Origin of the sequence: Parundibacterium terreum (assembly GCF_014636315.1) — a bacterium.
Taxonomy (GTDB): Bacteria; Pseudomonadota; Gammaproteobacteria; order Burkholderiales; family Burkholderiaceae_D; genus Undibacterium; species Undibacterium terreum.
Window position 1 is genome coordinate 1 of record NZ_BMED01000006.1, and the last position, 17,868, is coordinate 17,868.

Here is a 17,868-nt window from a genome sequence, read left to right on the forward strand (position 1 = left end):
TCACCAGCGTCGCCCTTGAGGACGTCATTGCCTTCCTGCCCATACAGACTGTCGTTGCCGTCGCCTCCGCTCAATATATCGTCGCCGCCATGGCCTTGGATCTGGTCATTTCCGGCCAGGCCGGACAACGTATCAGCCGTTTCGTACCCGATCAGATTGTCATCTCTTGTCGTGCCTTTGATTATTTCAGTCTTGACTTTATCGACATTCCAGATCGTTCCATCGGCAAACTTGATTTGATCTAGCGCATATGTGAATTGACCGTTGCCCGTACCGTCGCCGACAAAATAGCCCGACACTTCGACGTAATCAGACGTCCCATTGATGCTGATATACAGTGTATTCTCGCCCCGAGTAAATGTAACGTCAGCTGGATTCAAACCTACTAGCAACAGAGTATCGACTTTATTGGTGTCGTTATAAGACGCGTTGTCGATAATATCGTGACCGGCGCCGCGGCCAAAGACATAGGTGTCGGATCCCGCACCACCGCTCAGGTGATCCATGCCGGCACCGCCAATGAGGATGTCATTACCGTTCCCGCCGAACAGATAATTATCCTGGCCATTGCCAACAATTAAATCGTCTCGCACCGTTCCAGAAAATTGGGATTCTGTCGCGGCCATGAATCGCACTGTCCAACTGCTTAGCTCTTCATTAAATCCACCTAGGTCTCCAGCCTCCGTCAGCTTCCTTGCCAGGTATGGGATGGGATCCCATCCTATTGCTTGCGCATTCTTTTCTCCCCAGGCGCTCACGATCTCTATGAGTGCTATTGCACCATTGCGCGGATCTTTTTGGAAGGCAGCATCGAAATATTTTTCAATCCCAGAAATTTCGAATTTTCCGTCATTTTTTTGACTGATGGGGATAGTGAGAAAGTCTTTGTATATCGTACTTAGCGCTAGAGATTCGTATATGTCACCCTTGAATCGATCATAGGCGAGCAGAATATTATTTATTTGAGATGACGTTAAAGTGACGTTAAGGCTACCGGAGCTTGCATCAAGCAGAGTCGTTCGTGCCTGGCCCTGCGCGCCGCCATAGGTAAATCCCATGAAACGTTCGACGATACCTAACTTTTTCAGGAATTCGTTGTACTCGGCAGTGCCGGCTGCCAATCCTTCCAGATGATAGGTCAACGATACGCCGCTGGAAGAAAGAGCATCCGCTTGCTGTTTTAAGGTCTTAAACGTGGATGTTCCTGCCCATTTTTCAACAAAACTGTCCAGCATAGGCAGTTGTTCATCACGAGTCTTTTTCTGGGTATATTGCCAAACCCAGCTTCCCAGATCCGGAGACAGGCTAATAGCTTCAGATAAATTTCTGACGCGGCCGGAACCTGCAAGGCTCGGCAAATTCATTGCCTGATCAGTCAGCTTGATGCTATCTGTGAACTCGCTATAGAACGAATTTTGAAGTAAATCTAAATTTGCGATATTCGAGCTGATTTCTCCGGAATTTCCGACGGTTCCATCACCGCGCGTAAAAGTTCCAGCCGCTGTCTGTACATTACCATTGCCAAAGTCGTGGCGGACAGCATTGGCGCCCAATGAAATCGATGTGATGTTATTGGCGGCAAGGGAACTCAGTTCGTTGGCCTGACTGATACCGTCCTGGTTCAAATCACGCCAGATTCGCAACGAGCTGTATGCTGCATCGCTCGCATCAATCTTGCCGTCTCCGTTGTCGTCTAGATCGGCAAGAGCCGCAAATCCGTTTGTTGCGAGTTGGCCATTTTTCAGAACCGTATCTACACCAAAAAGTTCGCGTCCGCTGTCTATCGTGCCGTTTCCATTACGGTCAAGAGCGAGCCATCCGTCATCAGGACTCAGCCACCCCGTTCCAGTCTTGACACCATCTGCATCGTGGTCAAACAGTATAGGCGCACCATGATTATCGATTACGGTTTCAATGCCGTCGCCATCAAGGTCAAGCGCGAGAGGATCCCTGCGTGGAACAACGGTACCGTTTGCAGCTGATACTGCTGCACCAGATCCTATGCCATGGACTGCGCCGGAGTGATTCGAATTATTCGCGCCGACACCCAAACGAACTACTTTCCTAGGAATAATTTCAGACAAGCCGGATTCCGGAATAATAACCTTCAATTGACTGGAGCCTCCCGTTTTATCGGTGACCCTTGCGATGAATGCATCATCCTGATGTAATCCGGTGTTCGCAAACTGATCGATTGTGCGCGTATATGTCCAGGTGCCATCGACCTGATTAATCGCAACGTGGCCGAAGCGAGCATCCTGTGCAACGGAATATGAGACATTCGCACCGTCCTCGACGTCTTCTCCGAGAATTTTTCCACCGAATTTGTCAAGTTCAACAATAGAGTGCCATTCCGTGTGTCCGTTGGTGACGACACCCGCGAACAACATTCCATTCAAAGATCCAAGTTCATAGCTTTTTCCGTTAATGGATATCCCGCCGTTTGCCATGCCCCAAATAGTGGAAATATTGCCAATAGGAGCGGCAATCTTATCGTCTACGCGAACCGTGGTAGGCAGGCTGTAACGCCCGCCTGGGAATTGTTCATCTGCAGAATGTTCAACCAGCCTGGATGAGGCAACCGGTTTTGTAATCGAAGAATTGCTGATGGATGGAAGATCGTTAACTGCTGCAACGTTAACCGTCACTATTCCCTGCGCCGTGCGGCCAGCACCATCCGTCAAAATATAAGTGAAACTGCCGCTGCCATTGAAGTCTAGGTTTGGCCAGAATTTGATTGCCCCTGTCGCTGCGTCATAATCTACTTCCCCGCCAACTCCGTTAATCACTGAAGTGATTTTAAGGGAGGAGTGATCCAAACCGGCGCCAGTGATGGAGTCATTATTCAGCAATTGCGTAGCATTAACCGACACAGAGACGTCTTCCACACCGTCAATGCGGTCAAATCCTGCGCTTAACTTTCCATCGGCACTTGTTGCGCTGTGTAATTTTCCATCTTGCAGCTTGGTCAAATCTTGCACACCGGTTGCATAAGACTCTATCGTCGAATCTTCATGGACCACATGGAGGTTATTGTCGGTGACGCTAGTCAGCACGCCGTCGGTATCTGCGGTCAGGTTCGCCAGACCAACCTGGTGGGTAACTCCGTTAATGGTGAACGAGCCCGCAGCAAAATCGATGACTGTGATGCCAAGATCTGCAAAGGACTTCAGCTCGCTATCCTGGGCTACACCATCCATATTGATATCACGCCACACACGCATGTGTGAGAAGACTGGATCGGCTGCGGTGAGCTTATTATCGTAGTTGGAGTCTATTTCTTTCAATGCGCCCAAACCACGCTTTGCCGTGTCTATGCCGACGTCGTTGAATAATTCATGCCCACCGTTAATGCTGCCGTTGCCGTCCCGATCCAGCACCAGAATGCCGTCACGTGGATTGACCCAGTCGGTTTCTTCTGCAAAGCCATCGTCATCAACATCGAACAACACGCCATTCCCTTGGTCGCGGCTAGTTGTCTTGATCCCATCGCCCTCAAGGTCCAAAACAATAGGGCGTACGGATTGCAGCGGGGCATTCGCTGGAGCGGTAAGCACGTTGCCATCTTCAATGGCCCATTGCATAGCATTCAATCCGACCCGTTCGTTTCTTTGCTTGAAACCACCTGAGATGGCTATCTCGTAAGGATCATTCGAATCGATCGGTTCGAGCGGCAAGGCATCCCAATAGGCATGCTGTTTCTTGATCGTCTCTGTCATCCAATCGGGAGCTACCGCACCTGACTTGATTGCGGCCTCGACGAATATTTCACCAATCGATTTAAAGAAATCATCCGTAGATGCACCATCAATTAGATGTCCAGGAGTTCCCTCTGAGATCAAACCACCGTTACGGTCAAATACAACATTTTTCACTTCACCGCTTATTTGATCACGATAACTGATCGTCCAAGTAAAACCACGGCCGCTGTACGTAAGCGTAGGCATGCGTTCTGCGATGAAACCTTTACCTGGCAAGGCTTTCAAAACCGATTGAGCACCAGCCAGCAGCTGGTTCATCATTTTTACGGACATCTCGTTACCACCATTTCGGCCGTAGCCAGCGGCAAACATAGGTCCAGTCGCATCTTGCCTGAGGATAGCGCCACCCTGCGGAGTATCATCATCCAATATCTGCGAGAGAATTTGAAAACCGGCCCAAATTTGTCCAATTATTGGCACATAGTACGATGCAATGGCAACGATCGCTCCTTCATAGTCACCATTTTTGATATCGATAAATGCCGTGAGGAAGGGTAAGACATCTGCAATTCCCTTGAGCGTATCGGTTACCGATGCCAGATTGGCAGATGCCTCGTTGACCGCATCCGTAGCTGCGTCCACAGAACCGAAGTGACCAAATGCATCGGTCGCAGCGTAGTTCTGAATTACCGATACCTGATTTTCTAGAAGAGTTTTGTAAGTATTGAGAGCTGTGTTTGAAAGTGATAATCCACTACGCAAGGCGCTTAATGTGTCGCCACGGTCCAGCGCTTTTTTGAGGCCGAGGACATCACTTAGAACATTGAGGCCGGTAGATATGTCACCAATTTGCGGAACTTTCCCGTCGCTCCAGATATTCAGTATGTTGAACGATGAGTTCGCAATTGCAAGACTATCGCCGCGCTTTAGCGCCGCCATCAAACCTTGTATGCTGGTTAAGGAGTTTGCCAAGTGCTGGACATTTGGATCTTTCCACCATTGGTCTGGGGCATTTGAGTCCGGCTTAGATAATTCGCCACTGGAAGTTTTACTTTCGGCATATACGATGCTAGCGGCCTCAGCAGAATTCTTTCCGGTCATCGGATCAAAACCTGAGTTGATCAATGCTTCCCGCGTTTGCATTTCATCGATAGGTGGTTGACCGTTAATACTTTCTACCTTCTCCAACTCCCACTCACCCTTTTCATCTGTTGCATAGGTGAGGTGAACTCGGAAGTCTTCAACCAACATCTCTATATCGCGAGTGGCGGCCTCCGTTATTGGGTCATAGGTGGTCGTTATGTTGCTGGCGATATTTCCGTTTGGTTCCTTAGTGATCCATTTCGTTGTATTTCCAACAGTCGTGAATAAACCGTCGAGTATAGCCTGACCGGTAGTCGGATTGAATTGCTTGAAATCAATTTCTGGGCCGTTGATTTGCCCCTTTGTCAACGTCCCTTGCTCTAAGGAGTAAAATTGACCGCCATCCTCCGTTAGATCAATGACATAAATGCCCCCGGTTGAAGTGTGGCCAAAATATCGTTCAGCCCCATCCGGAGCAGTTGTAGGTGCATGTGAAGTACGGATGGCAGTTGCTAAGTCATCACCGGTGGCCATCAATCCACCGCCCTTACCATCGCCTAAATATTTGGCGCCGTTAGCACCGCCAATAGCACCTATACATAGGCTGGCTAGGATGGGTTTTGAAACTGGAGCGAACATAAACAACGCTAAAGTACTGGCACCTACAAACGTCTCAACACCAAACTCTCCCTTCAATGCCCCTTCGGCCGCAGCCAATGGCGACCCGAATATGGAGCAAATAGCCGCTGCACCAATTCGCGCAGTTGCCTCAGTGTTGTTGATTGAATCTCCTTGGCCAATTCCGGCAGCGAAACCTCCAATAGCTTGTAATTCGGCCACAGTCATTTGTAACTGAGGTACCTGAGTCAACCGACCGAAATCCCCGTTAACAGCAGCCATTCCGTCGTAGCCAGAGTACGCCAGACGATGAAGATATACCCAACCATTTGCATTTAATGCGACTTGCGACGCATCAGTTCCTACTCCATTCTTAATTTCATATGCGAGACCGTTGGAACCAATTAGCCTCCCGCCGACTTGCCCTACTATTTCAGTTTCAGAACCGTTCTGCATTTTTGTACTTACATTGTAAGCAGATATACCGGAGTAAGTAGCGCCGTTTGGATCGAAGGAGGAGTCAATCTGAGATTTTATGACGTCTTCTGCACCAGGGGCCGAATGCGTGATAATCGCTATGTCTCCATTGCGGATATTTGCGAGACTATTCAAGCCCAACTCTGTAAGTACTTTTGAGTCTCTATCAGCAATAATGTCATGAAGAACAAAATTGGTAATAGCTCCGCCTTTACTATCGCCTGCAATTGTAAGGGTTCCACCATCCTCCAGCGCTTTATTCAGTGCTTTGTAAACTTGCGTTTTTATGTCATCGCCATTTTCATTTTTCGTTGGAGATGTCCATTGTGATAACCCGAAGTCTTTGAAATTTGTGTACCATCCTTTTTTGTCATCATTTCCGTTGGTACCCATCGGAACGACCATTACCTGATTAGTAACGTCGTTCTTGTATATAACAAATTTACCTCCTAGTGCCGTATCTTCAATAGAATTTTTGATTGTCCAACCTTCAGGCGTAACCCAAGGTTGTTGTCTACCTTGCCCGCTATTGTCGATCGCTTGTAATACGTAACCAGCCGCTGTTTTTCCATAAGTCTGATCCATTGCCGTAAAAGCAGCGCGAACCAGCGCATAATTATCTGCCGCAAGATTTATTTGTCCGTTACTCATTTTATTTAGCTTCACAAAGGTTAATTATGACGATCTGTTTTTTTAAAGCACGCCAATCAGAATAAAGGTTGAACGCAATTTTGCAGCCGTCGGGCGAAAGAGATAATTTGTCCACGCCTTCACGCCCATCTATGCCAAGTAGGCGTGGTCCGCCGAAGACTCTGACTAAATTTTTTTCTTGAAGTAGAAATAGCCCGTATTCGCTTTTCCGCGAATTTGGGGCGACGATCAACAGCCCAGCCCGTGTCGGTAGCAACACACCAAAGTAGCGAATGCCATATTCAAATAAGATCGCCGGATAGGGGATTTGCTCTATGCTGCCGTCCATTCCGAGCAGGCGATAAGGTGTAAGAGAGTACTGTCGATTTTTCCAGGCATCCACCGCTCCAAGGCGGCGATCGGTATCTGAATTTCCTTGACTATCGCGCATATTCAACAAATATTTTTGTTCATGCGCGAGGTACACTGAAGTTGATATTTCAGAGCCTCTCAACGGTAGTTCTTCAACCGTGCCGTCGGCCTTGTGCCAAATTGCCTTGTCTATATATGCGGCGTCAGTGGGCGTACCCTTCTGAACACTTCGAATGTATCCATCTGATTCATGAAGATAGTTCACAATCTGGGAGGGGGGAGGCAACGAGTGTTTGCTTCTACAGTTAAACGGGTCAATGTCCACAGGCTCTGAAATCGCGGCTAAATTCCCATTTTTATCCAAATGAAAAAATGTCCTTTTGGTGTCTTCCGTATACGTAAGTTCAGCAAAATTGGCGATCTCCAACTCTTCGCTCCAGCAAACTAGACGAGAGGCGGTGAATAGAGCTTTCGAAGTTCCCGTACGAGCGTCAACCAGCATGACACGTTGAAGTTTTTTTTCATCCGCATCTGGAGTGTCTTGTTTCGCGTTGACGATGAAAGAATCTTCATTCAACCAGATTGCGCCAGGACCATGGGCCCCTCCCAAAGCCCGGTTCACCATAGGCTCAAGACCTGTCTCAATCGGCACTATTTTTTTATCAAGAATTTTTTTCTTGGTTGCGTCTTCTCTAAAGTATGAATTTTCTTTAGTCGACAAATAAGGGCGCTCATAATAATCGCGGGACTTTGTATTTTGCTGCAAATCGGCCGCATTTCCTGTTGCATCAGCCAAAAGAAACGGCATAGTGATTAGTATCAGTAATGGCCGCTTACAGATTCTCGGAAAATTTATATTTATTGCTGTCATGGTCTGATCATTATTTGGTCGTGTAGACTGTTGCTTTGCTCGAACAACAATCGGCTATCATGAGCCGTTAATTTTTTACAGGGCAGTGGGATTCACCATCGGTATCTTTATTACTTTGACGATCTTAATTCTTTCATTTCCTCGATGGCGAGAGTTCGGTCCTTCTGTACGATGGAGGAGCCGGCAAAAAACAGATTCATCAACGGTCCCGTTGGAAACTCGTATTTATAAAACATAGTCTCCGCAGATTTAATCTCCATTTCCACTTCGCTAGTCTTCGATAACCCGGACGGTTTTACCGTTAATTTGTGCTGACCCGGCTCTATGCGCAAGTGCAAGAATGACCCATTTGCTAAACTACCGATCTTCTTTTCATCGAGCGTTACAGCAAACGAATCCAGGGACGCGGCCATTGCCGCTGAACGATACAGATAAACGTCGCCCTTACCGGGTTCAGGCGATGCAACACCACTGAATTGAGGGCCGGTTGCCGTTACACAGGCAGACAGCAGCGCCGATGCCGTCAATGCCGTTGCCAAATTTGCGTAGTGCTTAAATTTTATGCTTGCCATTTGAAATTCTTTTAATTGAATAATATGAATGCCACAATTAATGCCATGTAAGTACTGGTCATTTTGAAGTCAGTCTTTTCGTATATTTTTTTCGAGCGAAGATTTCACTTCGCTCGCCATATACACAGCTGCTTTGTTAAACTCTTGGGGCCAAAATATTGTTGTCTGTATTTTTTTTCCCATTGGATCTTCTTCTTTATCACGCCTGAACATTTTTATGGTCGCAGTGGCAGTCGATGTGTAGCCATGCTGGCTTCGCACTGAATAGGCTCCGCTGTCGATAATTCGGAAGGCGTCATAACCGCGCTCAATTGCAATGCTCGCGCTACGATACAACACGTACTCTTTTAGAATTTCTGTGCCGGCTACCGCACCGCTGAGATATCTGACTTCGACTGTCGTCGGATCAATATCCCTGCTGGAATAGCCAGCCATTCCAAAACCTGGCGAAGCTGTATAGTTGCTCGCGCAGGCCCCCAAGAAAAGAGTCCCGCTGCTGATTGCCAGAATCTGGAGTAAATTTCTAAGCTTCATTGATGCGTATTTTTCGTTTAAGGTATGTCACCATGGGTTGATACTAACTGCGGACTTTACCTTTCCCTCGCCGCCTCCTGCGTCGCCTTCTGCACCGGCGACAGCAAATACTCCAGCACCGTCCTCTTGCCCTGATTAATCTCCGCCACCACCTGCATGCCCGGCGTGATCAAGAGCTTGTTGCCCTGCGCATCCACCAGTACCTGCTTGTCCAATTGCACCCTTGCCTTGTAGGTGGAAATGGTGCTGGCCGGATTACTGTTGTCAGCAGTGCCGCCGCTACTGCCGTTGCTGTTGGTGTTGTTCTGCTGATTGCTGCTTTTGCCGGTTTCGGTGGCATCTGCGCTCAAGTGCGTCACCTTGCCAGTCAGCATGCCGTAGCGCTGGAAAGGGTAGGTCGCCAGTTTGATCTGTGCTTTTTGTCCGATCTGCACAAAGCCCACGTCTTCGTTCTTGATATTGACGTCGGCATACAGCTTCTCGTCTTTCGGCACCAGGGTCAGGATCACGGTGCCGGGCTGGACGACTGCACCTATGGTAGTGGTGGCCAGGTCCTTGATCACGCCGTCCTGCGGGGCGCGCAGTTCCATCAGGCCTTCTTTGTAGGCGGTCTTGTCCAGGTTGGGTTGCAGTTGCGCGATTTTGGCGCGAATCTCGGCCAGGTCTTTTTGCAGTTCGGCTTTGTAGTTGCTCTGAATCTGGCTGATGCGTTGCTGTTCTGCAGCGATGGTGGCGTTCAATGCGGCGACTGTCGCTAATTGTGCATCCAGGTCCTTGGCTTTTTCCAATGCTTCGCGCTGTTTGTCGGCGCTGGCCAGATTGCCGAAAAAGCCTTCTTTTTCCAGTTTGCTATAAGCGTCGGCGGCTTTTTTGTAGGTGGGCAGCGTTTGTTCCAGCTTGCTCAGGATTTCGGCTGCGCTTTTCTTTTCATGCTCGGCCTTGCTCAGCATGGATTTTTCTTGTTCCAGGCTGTCCAGGTAGGCGCGGCGGTGCGCAGTGTATTGGCTTTGCACTTGCGCATAACGTATTGGGTCATCACCGGACTTACTCAGCATAGGCTTGTCGGCCAGTTCTGCCTCGATGCGGCGTTCTTGCAATTGCTGGATGGAGAGGTCATTGCCTATGCTGGCCTTGTCTGCACTGGCAATGGTGGTGTCCAGCCTTGCCAACACCTGGCCGGCCTTGACATTGTCACCTTCGTCAACCAGCAACTCTTTCACAACGCCGGATTCAGCCGGCTGCACGATCTTGACCAGCGTCTGCGGCACCAGCTTGCCTTCCGCCGTCGCGATGACGTCCAGCTGCCCAAAGGCTGCCCATACGATCATGATCAATACCAGCGCACAGACGGTCAGCAGCACAATGCGGCCAATGTGGCTGGGAGCTTCTGCCTGAATCAAATGGAGGGGGTCATGCCAGCGGCTGGGAGGACGCAGTTGTATGACTTGTGCTGCCGGTGTTGCTGGCTGGGCGCCCTGGATTGGCGCTTCGCCGGAAGGATGAGTTTGTGGCTGGGTCATGGATGGGCTTTTGTCTTGAAGTGGCATCAGGCATTGGCCGAGCTGGCTGCACTGGATGTTGCAGCAGTTGAGGCCAGTGCAGGCGCCGGACTCAGCAACTGCGCGCCTTTGTCGGTCAGGCGAAACACGGCATCGACCTTCAAGCCTTTGGGTAGTCCATGCGTGATGAACAGCATGGTGACCTTGCCTTTTAAGGCATTGACGGTGTGGGCGAACTGCTCTGCGGTATTGGCATCCAGCGCGCTGGTGGCTTCGTCAAAGATCAGGATGCTGGGGCGCTTCAGCAAGGCTCGGGCGATGGCAATGCGCTGTTTCTGCCCGCCGGAAAGGCCGGCACCGCGTTCGCCGATTTCGGTCTGGTAGCCTTTGGGCAGTGCTTCTATCGTGTGATGGATCTCGGCCATCTTGCAGGCGGCAGTGATTTGCTCAAAGCTCGCATTGGGACTGGCCATCTGCAGGTTGTTGTAGATGGTGCCGGAAAATAGGGTCGTTTCTTGAGGCACCACACCAAAGTGGCTGCGCAGCTCATTGGCAGACAGGTAGCGGATATCAACGTTGTCAACCAGGATGCGGCCAGCGCTGGGCTGGTAAAAACCTTGCATCAGTTTGGCCAGCGTGCTTTTACCGCAACCTGACGGCCCCATGATGGCAATGGTCTGGCCGGACTGGATGTTGAGGCTGAGGTTCTCATAGACAAGCGGCAGGTGCTCTGCATATTTGAAGGCAATACCGTCGATCTGTACGCTGCCGTTGCCGCTGGCCTTGTTTTGTTCGCGGGCCGGGATGACCGAATAGGGCTCCACGGGCGCATTCATCAGGTCACCCAGGCGTGCCACCGACAAGCTGGCTTGCTGAAATTGCTGCCACAGGCCGACCAGGCGCAGCATAGGTTGTGACAAGCGGCCGGAGAACATTTGGAAAGCCACCAGCATGCCTATCGTAAAGTCGGTATGGTGCATGACGGTATATGCACCTATGCCAAGCACCAGCAGGCTCATCAACTGTTCCATCAGGTTGGCAATGGTGTTGTAGGTGTTGGCAAGCTGCTTGGTCGCGAAGCCTGCTTGCAGGTAGCTGGCCAGATAGCCGCTGTAGCGGCTGCTGAGTTGCGGTTCCAGTTGCAGTGATTTGACGGTTTCCAGGCCGACGATATATTCAGTCAGGAAGGCCTGGTTACGCGCACCCAGCTGAAATTGTTCTTGCAACCGGGTCTGGAAGATGGGCGCAATGACGATACTGAGGGTGACGATCACCGCCAGGATGGCCAGCACGATCAAGGTCAGCGTCACGCTGTAGTAGAACATGATGGCGACAAAGATCAGCAGGAAGGGAAAATCCAGGACCAGGGTGACAGCAGCGCTGGCAATGAACTCACGGATGGTCTCTACCCCATGCAGGCGGGCGGCGATAACGCCGGTAGCCCGGTGCTGGAAGTACATGGGAGGCAACTTGAACAGGCGCTCGAACACCGATGAGCCGAGTACTGCGTCGACGCGGTTACCGGTGTGTAGCACCAGATATTGGCGCAACCAGGACAGCCCGGCGGAGAACAGCATGAAGACGCCCATGCCGATGGCAATTACCCATAGCGTGCTCTCGGTGCGGTGCACAACCACCTTGTCGATGATGGCTTGGGTAAATAACGGCGTTGCCAGCGCGATCAACTGGATCACCAGCGAAGCCAGCAAGATTTCTTGCCACAGCTTTTTATGTTTTAGCAACTCTGGCACAAACCAGCTGAAGCCGAACTTGCGTTGTTCGCGCGCGGCATTGTCGCTATCGGGATCGGTGGCCGGGTCGGCTTTAGGGGTGATGCTGGCGACGTGGCCGAGGTAGCGTTCTTTGAATTCGGCTAGGGTAATAGTGCGGGGTGTGGTGTCGTTATGCTCGACGATCAGGAAGTTATTGCCGTCTGCTTGCAGGATCAGGGCTAGGGTGCCGCTGTCGGGGCTTGGTCCGGTAGGTAGCGCGGGTTGACCAGCAGCGGTTGCTGCGTCGCTTACGATAGTGGATGCACTAGATAATTCCGCAGGAGCTTCGAGCCAGCAAACTAGCGGGAAGTTCTTTTGATGCAACTTCTCGGCCTTCACCTTGCGTAAGCTTGCCTCAAAACCCAGGGATTCGGCGGCGCTTAATAAAGTGTCCCCGGTATAGGGTGCGGCAAATTGTTGCTGAGCAAGATCAGGAGAAAATGGCTTGCGATGTAGTGCACAGACGCCTTGTAAAACCCAAAAAAAGGCCTGGCCATTAAGCAAGCGGTGATTCATGTTTTCTTAGTGCAATATTGCTCATGGGTTAAGGATATTCGAGCATACACTGCGACACATTGTTTTACAATCTCTTTACAATTGTTTTTTTGTATTTTCTTTTTATTAATTAGATGTGTCACAGGCAGACTTACTTTTTTAAGTTATGCGAATATGGCCGGGAGATGACAGAGTGACGTACAAAGGCAAATGTACTTGCAACGCTACAAAGCAACGGTAGTCGGCGCAGAAAATTCCTATACACAAGGTCGTTAGTCTGAGTAGCCAGACATTTCTTTATTAGGATGACTACTATTCTTAAATAATCCTAATATTTTCCTAAATAAAGATAATTCCACCATTTGGGCTAGGATATCCAGTCGTTGACGCTAAGTCGCTTGCTCTTCTTGCGAGTCATGATAACGGGCTTGCTCCAATTAAAAATTGAAGCGGAAAGGCGCTGCTTCTTCGCACGAAATACGGTCAGAAACATACCCTTAATGTTGTCGATAAGCGTGGGTTCAAAGTCCACGTGCAGCGGGTAACCTGGTGGATACTTCCTTCGCTCCCACCAAATAAAGATGCGAGACTGAATGAACAGGCCGACTAAAACAATGCCCATCGCAAAACATGAACCGAGCAATGGTGGAATTGTAGTGGGCGTTTGGAAGAAGTCCGAAAAGCTATAGTTTCTATAGATAAGCCAGGAACTGATCGGCAACCCCACCAGCATATTTGCTATAGCTAACAGAACAATGAAATTGGCAAGACGTTCGCCGAGTCCTGCTTTGACCTCATCGGCCTGGTGATCGAGGCTTACGGCTTGACCACGAATTCGCCCGAGAATATCGATGTCCACCATGGCCTTTCCGCCGTAGAACAATATGATATTGAGAAAATCTCCTGGATTGATGCAATCAAAATAGATGTCTACGCTTTGCTCATCGACCTGGGCCGCAGAGCATGCGAGTTGATCGTCGTTCGAAAAGGAGTCTGCCTTGATGATATAAGCTTCTTTGCCTACGGCCAGGCGCAGCGGCGCATTGTCGAGAAAGTCAGATGGTGAAATTTCTTGCGTCCCTCGATTCCAGACTAAAACGTTAAGAGCGTACACACCTCGGTGTGTACGGCCAGATGGGTCAGTTATTTGAAAGGGGAAATCCGCGGGTAATTCCGAGACGATTCCACGCATAACAATGTGTGCCTGGAGATGCTTCCCACGAGTGGGCGATTTTCTACCCAGAATAGCTGCGGCGACGCGTAGGAGTCCACTGCCTATTGGTCCAATTGGTTCGCTAGGTATCATTGAGTGTCCTTTCATTAAATGTGATTAGAAAATTTTTGGCTCTTGCTTCCGACCACGACGGGCCGTTATGAAATATGCTGCCGCCCATAGCAGGCGAGAATTTCCATAGGGAAACATCCCATTCTAACAAAACGTTTCTGCGCCCTTTCACCGGGGTGTTTGCGCTAGGCCGCCCCCAGATCTCTCGATCAATAATCGACTTTGGATATGTTTTCGGATAAATATATTCAATGCTTCACTAAAGCAGGTGTCTGGCAGGCGTTAATGAACCAGCGCTCATCCCCATCCCCATCCTCAACGTTTAGATGCATATCGTGACATCGGGGAGCCTCCGATATGCGGGTGCGCGCGACAATCTGTAATAGCAAGCTACCGTTGCTGTTGTGGTTCAATGCGAGCTCCAAGTCCGGCGCCAACAGGCCCCGTTTTCAATAATCTGCGTCCAGGGCCTTTCCAGAAGTGCTCAAGCTGTTGCTCTTTCGACACAACACAAAAATTGTGTTTTTTTATATTCAAATTAACAAAATAAAGGCGCAATATTAGTGCTCTTTGAGGTATTCATTTAGGAGGCGTCGATGAAACCAGGGCCATTGTTATTGTTGTTGACAATATTTGGAGGATTGGCCGGATGCGCTGGACTGGAGGTGACGCCGATTCCACCTGGTGAAGCCGGGAAGACTGAAGACGAAAAGGCAACTGGTTTCCGATATTATGAAACATCCCCATTCCTGCTAATTTATACGGATGGCAAAGGGGGCTTGGTATCGAAACTGCTCTACTTGCCTGATATGACGAAGAAGCGCTCAATCAGGCCTTATGCCTACCTCTCATCAAACAACACAACACTGAAATTCGAAAATGGTACTTTGGTAGAAGCCAAGGCAATCATTGATGAAACGGTCATCCCAACTTCGGTAATTTCTGGTCTCGCAAAGGTAGCCATAGCAGGTGCATCTGCCAATGCTCCCGACAAAACCACACCGACCGACAGCTTGCCGGGTGCATACCTATATCGAATTGTACAAACAAACGATACGTGGACCCTGGTGGGGAATCAAAGCACGCGGATCATGTATCTGCCAAAGGACAAACAATGAAAAATCTCATAAGTTGTCTGATGGTATCGAGTCTCCTACTTTTATCCGGTTGCGTGTCAATCGTGAAGAGCGAGAAAGTGGGAGAGAACTCTAAGGAATCTAAGGAGGCTAAGGAGGCTAAGGGGGCTCAAGGGGCTCAGGCGGCTAAGGGGGCTAAGGGGGCTAAGGGGTTACATTACTTTTTGCCACAGCCGGTAATCCAAATGACACCGAAGATAGACGGCTCGATGGAGGTCGAAGTCGTCTATTGGCCCGATACCAATAACGAATATGTTGTCACTGCGGAGTCGTACCTTGGAAAGTACACGCTTGACCTGAACATAGATAAAAGTGGATTTCTAGGATCGGTTAGCCTTGAAGCAGATAGTTCTGGCATTGCCAAACAAGCCTTAGATAGTGCCACCGAGCTTCGTGTCGCCAAAATGAATGCGACAAAGGAACGAGCCAAGACTGAAGCAGCGGACGCCAAAGCCAAAGAGGAAAAACAGGCGAGCGCAATTGCAGCAGCTGACGCAGCAGTGAAAAAAGCCCAATTGGACCTAGCAATTGCGCAGAGTAAACTGGATTTGTTGATGGATACGAAGGGTGCTCCCACACCACCCACAGACATCAACGCCCAAATTCTAGTTGCGCAAATCGACTTAGCCTCAAAACAAGTCAGTTTAAATCATGCTATAAGCGATAAATCTCAAATCGCAAGCTCGAATGGGGTTGCAAGTAAAGGTGACAACGCAAATGCACCTGGAGATGATCAAGTTGAGAAAACTAAATCCGCTCCTACAGCACCGGAGCCAAGTTTTTTCTTAGTCCGAATGAATGCGAAAAGTGTTTCGCTGGAGCCGGCTTTTACCCAGTCATATCGCGAAACTTGGACACCGCCACTGCCGCCAAAAAAAGCTGATCCGGAACTGATCATCAAGGTCATATCGCCTGTGGCGCGGCTAAAAGGTGGACGGGGACCTGTCTCGGTTGTCACGGCCAACCAACCTCTACGAGACGTGACATTTGACTCATTCACGTTGCCGACAAAGGCTCCTCCGCCAATGATCGCTGTGCAATCCGACGGATTGACAGTAAACATCCACATGTCCGACAAAACACCACGGGGCGATTATTCACTTAAGCTCAACTTTACAACAACCGCCAAATTCGATGAGGTCGAAGCATTCAATGCAAAAGCGGATGGCAAGGGCGTCACTAAAATGAAACTTACTCCTGCCTTGAGAACGGTGACAGTGAGGGTGGAGTGATGAGTATTCAATTGCGCCTTGGTATAGCGGTATTGTCACAGCGGCCCAATGCCGTGAACATTGCCAAACGAATTGCCAACGAAGTGGCCGTTCCTTTTTTGAATGGCTCCAACCACGATATAGTCCTGCGCCCTTTTGTATCCAGGCTAGATCTAGGCAGCGACTACACTGGCCCCTTGGACACCGAATCGCTGCAGCGCGTTTTGTACACTCTTCAACCTGGCGCTCCAGAGTCGCAAGTGGATATAGGTCTGCTGCTGGCAGATTCGTTCCAGCCACGACAGGATTATTTCGGGCTGATGTTCGACACAGATTATTCTCCGCAATCTACTAATCAGTATGAGTGGCGTGCTCGCGAGGGCGCAAGTATATTCTTGGACGGCATTGCAGCGAGGCGTAATGCTGCCGATTTCGAAGATGAGTGTGTATACACGGCCATCCATGAATTGGGACACGTGTTTAATTTATTCCATTCTCCCGCGCCTTCTTATATGGAACGTTCGGCCACATTCCCGACGACATTTCCGCTCAAGAGTTGCGCATTTTCTACCGCTGAGACTCAATTACTACGACAGTGTTCGTCGAGCGAATATATACGCCCCGGTGGATCTGCATTTGGTGTCTTAGGCGGACTAGCTAAAGGTAATGTATACGAAAGCGAGGCAAATGCACCGGACCTTCCTAAACTTCGAATTAAGATGGACCGAACAGCATTTTGGCAGTTCGAGCCTGTGGAACTGGATGTTGAATTTAGCTTGCCGGAAAAAGGAGGGTGGAAATCCAGACCGATTCCAGATCGTCTTGACACAGGATTTGACGACTTTAATATTTGGATCGAAGAACCTAGTGGTGAGAAGCGCCGCTATCGTTCAATCAAACACTTTTGCCAAAGTACTGCCCACCTCGATGTGAGTCCAGATAAGCCATTTCGACGAGATATTAGTATCTTTGGCCAAAGCGGCTCGTTCGCTTTTCAAAAGATTGGCGTTCATCGTGTATACGCCACATTTAAGATTGCCGACAGAGTGACTATTTCGTCCAACTCTATCGAACTCGAAATACTGCCTCCGCGATGGGAGGATTCATACTTCGTAGCAGCACATAAAGTGCTACACGATGTCGACCTAAGTCGGTTACTTTATTACCGCACGCTAGACCGTTCACGCAAGCGAAAACTACGTCAGCTATACGATCTGGCCGCGATCAAAAAACGTCATCCGCTGACCGGTGCAATTCAATATGGCCTTGGGCGCGCGCTGGCACATCAGGTAGAGCATGGAAAAAGCAAGGGAAGCACATTGGCGAATTTTACTAGCCAGGCCCAGTTATATCTCTCTGCAGCCACGAAACGCAAAGATCTAGGCCTTCACAGACGCGAAGTCGCGGAACGGAAACTAGCTAGTATGAAGAAATAAGCAGTGCACGCGCAGTATTAAGAAGTATCTTATGCCTCGCGAGAGGCGACTCTTGAATCGCGATTTACAACCATTCAATCATGCTTAAGTTGCTCAGCATTTATTCGGTGACGCCGAATTGACTCAAACGTAACCAGAGGAAGCTCGCTGAAGTACTGGGCGGATCTAAAACGCAA

At 49.5% G+C, this 17,868-nt stretch carries 10 protein-coding genes; 3 read left to right on the forward strand and 7 right to left on the reverse strand.

The features are described 5' to 3' along the window. The 7 genes from IEW12_RS22990 to IEW12_RS23020 form a co-directional block, all read right to left on the reverse strand. Positions 1 to 6,530: SPM autocatalytic domain-containing protein (locus IEW12_RS22990; RefSeq protein WP_188568481.1), on the reverse strand; the 6,530-nt coding region annotated here is incomplete at its 3' end. A 1-nt stretch (position 6,531) separates the two neighbouring features. Beyond that, the gene (locus IEW12_RS22995; RefSeq protein ID WP_188568482.1) at positions 6,532 to 7,752 is read right to left on the reverse strand and encodes a hypothetical protein; all 1,221 of its coding nucleotides are present in this window, start codon (positions 7,750 to 7,752) and stop codon (positions 6,532 to 6,534) included. Between the two features lie 110 nt (positions 7,753 to 7,862). Beyond that, positions 7,863 to 8,324 carry a DUF2846 domain-containing protein gene (locus IEW12_RS23000; protein WP_188568483.1) on the reverse strand — a complete coding sequence of 154 codons (462 nt, stop codon included), beginning with the start codon at positions 8,322 to 8,324 and terminating at the stop codon, positions 7,863 to 7,865. A gap of 69 nt (positions 8,325 to 8,393) precedes the next feature. After that, positions 8,394 to 8,858, reverse strand: coding sequence for a CC0125/CC1285 family lipoprotein (locus tag IEW12_RS23005; protein WP_188568484.1), 465 nt, complete (start codon positions 8,856 to 8,858; stop codon positions 8,394 to 8,396). 56 nt (positions 8,859 to 8,914) lie between these two features. Next, entirely contained in the window at positions 8,915 to 10,378 is a 1,464-nt protein-coding gene (locus tag IEW12_RS23010; RefSeq protein WP_188568485.1) for an HlyD family type I secretion periplasmic adaptor subunit, read from the reverse strand. Positions 10,379 to 10,404: 26 nt separating this feature from the next. Next, complete coding sequence (locus tag IEW12_RS23015) at positions 10,405 to 12,645, reverse strand: peptidase domain-containing ABC transporter (RefSeq protein WP_188568486.1); 2,241 nt, start codon at positions 12,643 to 12,645, stop codon at positions 10,405 to 10,407. Between the two features lie 346 nt (positions 12,646 to 12,991). Continuing rightward, the gene (locus IEW12_RS23020) at positions 12,992 to 13,816 is read right to left on the reverse strand and encodes a hypothetical protein (RefSeq protein ID WP_188568487.1); all 825 of its coding nucleotides are present in this window, start codon (positions 13,814 to 13,816) and stop codon (positions 12,992 to 12,994) included. A gap of 689 nt (positions 13,817 to 14,505) precedes the next feature. Here IEW12_RS23020 and IEW12_RS23025 point away from each other — a divergent pair. From IEW12_RS23025 to IEW12_RS23035, 3 genes are read left to right on the forward strand one after another with little or no spacing between them, the layout of a single operon-like run. Continuing rightward, positions 14,506 to 15,027: a hypothetical protein gene (locus IEW12_RS23025; RefSeq protein ID WP_188568488.1), complete on the forward strand. Its 522-nt coding sequence runs from the start codon at positions 14,506 to 14,508 to the stop codon at positions 15,025 to 15,027. Further along, positions 15,024 to 16,277 (forward strand): hypothetical protein, encoded by a 1,254-nt coding sequence (locus IEW12_RS23030; RefSeq protein WP_188568489.1) that lies wholly within the window; start codon positions 15,024 to 15,026, stop codon positions 16,275 to 16,277. Before IEW12_RS23025 ends, IEW12_RS23030 begins: the two co-directional genes overlap by 4 nt. Continuing rightward, on the forward strand, positions 16,277 to 17,692 hold the full coding sequence (locus tag IEW12_RS23035; RefSeq protein WP_188568490.1) for a zinc metalloprotease: 1,416 nt from the start codon (positions 16,277 to 16,279) through the stop codon (positions 17,690 to 17,692). The genes IEW12_RS23030 and IEW12_RS23035 overlap by 1 nt, the downstream gene beginning before the upstream one ends. Positions 17,693 to 17,868 lie beyond the last annotated feature (176 nt).

Bases quoted from the DNA above. Each gene is read 5' to 3' on its own strand.
- IEW12_RS23015 (WP_188568486.1), bottom strand. From the start codon at position 12,645: ATGAATCACCGCTTGCTTAATGGCCAGGCCTTTTTTTGGGTTTTACAA.
- IEW12_RS22995 (WP_188568482.1), bottom strand. From the start codon at position 7,752: ATGACAGCAATAAATATAAATTTTCCGAGAATCTGTAAGCGGCCATTA.
- IEW12_RS23035 (WP_188568490.1), top strand. From the start codon at position 16,277: ATGAGTATTCAATTGCGCCTTGGTATAGCGGTATTGTCACAGCGGCCC.
- IEW12_RS23025 (WP_188568488.1), top strand. From the start codon at position 14,506: ATGAAACCAGGGCCATTGTTATTGTTGTTGACAATATTTGGAGGATTG.
- IEW12_RS23020 (WP_188568487.1), bottom strand. From the start codon at position 13,816: ATGCGTGGAATCGTCTCGGAATTACCCGCGGATTTCCCCTTTCAAATA.
- IEW12_RS23030 (WP_188568489.1), top strand. From the start codon at position 15,024: ATGAAAAATCTCATAAGTTGTCTGATGGTATCGAGTCTCCTACTTTTA.
- IEW12_RS23005 (WP_188568484.1), bottom strand. From the start codon at position 8,858: ATGAAGCTTAGAAATTTACTCCAGATTCTGGCAATCAGCAGCGGGACT.
- IEW12_RS23000 (WP_188568483.1), bottom strand. From the start codon at position 8,324: ATGGCAAGCATAAAATTTAAGCACTACGCAAATTTGGCAACGGCATTG.
- IEW12_RS23010 (WP_188568485.1), bottom strand. From the start codon at position 10,378: ATGACCCAGCCACAAACTCATCCTTCCGGCGAAGCGCCAATCCAGGGC.